Here is a 1869-nt window from a genome sequence, read left to right as displayed (position 1 = left end):
AGGTGTGTATCGGAGACAGCGAAAGAGGGGCCCCGCTCCGGAATCCGTCGTCGGCTCCCCCGACGGCGGCCGGGCCCGCCGGCCCCCGGGACTCCGGTGACGACGGTGACGGCGGTGACGGCGGGGTCCGCGCCGGGAGCCCGGCCGGTGGCGCGGCCACGGATTCCGCGCCGCCCGGGGTGCGCCCCGCGCCCGCGGGTCCGTCCCTGCTCATCGGCGGTCTGGGCGTGGGGTTCTCCCTGGACGAGGCCGCCGCCGACCCGCTGTGGGGTTCGATCACCGTCGTGGAGCGCGAGGCGGCGGTCCTGGAGTGGCATCGCGACGGCCCGCTGGGGAGGTTCACCGAACGGGCCCGGGCGGACCCCCGCACCCGGTTGGTGCACGCCGACCTGATGGAGCATCTGCGGCGGCCGGACGCCTCCTGGGACGCGATCTGCCTGGACATCGACAACGGCCCGCAGTGGACGGTGGCTCCGGACAACGACCGCCTGTACTCGCCACGCGGGTTGATGGAGTGCCACGACCGACTCACCCCCGGCGGTGTGCTTGCCGTATGGTCGGCACAGCCGTCCGCGGATTTCGAAGCGGCCCTGTGCGCAGCGGGGTTCGACGCGGTGCGCACCGTGGAGGTGCCGGTCGCCCGGGGTGTCCCGGACGTGGTGCACCTCGCGGCACGAGCGGCGTGGCCCCGGCCCCACCGGGGATCTACGCTGCTCACGACAGTCAAGGAAAGCCAGCACCAGCCGGCTGGCTCCGGACACCTCCCTGGGGCGGGACCACCATGAACGAGACGGACACCACCACCCACCCGACGAACGGCGAAGCGTCGTCGTCGCCGGGGGATCGGCCGGGCCACGCCACCGGCACGGCCACCACCCCCGGCGCCCAGCGTCGGGTGCTGGTGGTCGAGGATGACCCCACCATCCTCGACGCGATAGCCGCGCGGATGCGCGCGGAGGGCTTCGTCGTCCAGACGGCGGCCGACGGACCGGCGGCCGTGGAGACCGCGGCCGCGTTCCAGCCGGACCTGCTGGTCCTGGACGTGATGCTGCCCGGCTACGACGGGCTGGAGGTCTGCCGACGCGTGCAGGCCCAGCGCCCGGTGCCGGTGCTCATGCTCACCGCCCGCGACGACGAGACGGACATGCTCGTGGGTCTGGGCGTGGGCGCCGACGACTACATGACCAAGCCGTTCTCCCTGCGCGAGCTGGTCGCCCGCACCCACGCCCTGCTGCGCCGGGTGGAACGGGCCGCCGCCGTGGCCGCCACCCCGCGCCCGGGCAGCGTGCAACTCGGCGACCTGGAGATCGACCGCACCCAGCGCCGGGTCCGGGCCGGTGGCAAGGACGTGCACCTCACCCCCACCGAGTTCGATCTGCTGCTGTGCCTGGCGCGGACGCCGCGCGCCGTGCTCACCCGCGAGCAGCTGCTGGCCGACGTGTGGGACTGGGCGGACGCCTCGGGCACCCGCACCGTGGACAGCCACGTGAAGGCGCTGCGCCGGAAGATCGGCGCGGAGCGCATCCGCACGGTGCACGGGGTCGGCTACGCGCTGGAGACCGGCGCCCTCTCCGAGGGGAGCTGACCGGGTGACCGGCGGGCACCCGGGTCGGCCGGGGCCCCGCGGGGCCGCCCGGCGCACCGGCCCGGTCGACCGGCGTTCCGGCACGACACCCCGCGTCCCCGTGCAACGGCACGGGGCGCCCGAAACCCTCGTGGGCCCGGCGGGCCCCGGCCCGTCGGACGACCCGACGGGGCCGGGGCCCGCCGGGGTTCCGGGTTCGATACCACCCGGGGTACCCGGGGACCCCCCGGCGGCCACCGGTGGCCCGGAGGCCGCCTCCCCCGCCGCGGGCGGGGAGCCCGGGG

2 protein-coding genes are annotated in these 1869 nt (G+C 76.1%); both read left to right on the top strand.

Translation table 11 applies throughout. From position 1 onward, the window contains the following. Positions 1-2 precede the first annotated feature (2 nt). The gene (locus tag FOE67_RS24445; protein WP_323385418.1) at positions 3-785 is read left to right on the top strand and encodes a spermidine synthase family protein; all 783 of its coding nucleotides are present in this window, start codon (positions 3-5) and stop codon (positions 783-785) included. After that, positions 782-1585 carry a response regulator transcription factor gene (locus tag FOE67_RS24440; protein ID WP_228474244.1) on the top strand — a complete coding sequence of 268 codons (804 nt, stop codon included), beginning with the start codon at positions 782-784 and terminating at the stop codon, positions 1583-1585. The genes FOE67_RS24445 and FOE67_RS24440 overlap by 4 nt, the downstream gene beginning before the upstream one ends. The last annotated feature ends 284 nt before the right edge of the window (positions 1586-1869 follow it).

The sequence above is a fragment of the Streptomyces calidiresistens genome, from assembly GCF_014141525.1.
Classification (GTDB): Bacteria; Actinomycetota; Actinomycetes; order Streptomycetales; family Streptomycetaceae; genus Streptomyces; species Streptomyces calidiresistens.
The sequence above is the reverse complement of the archived record's forward strand: the minus strand, read 5'-3'. Positions and strand labels throughout refer to the sequence as shown.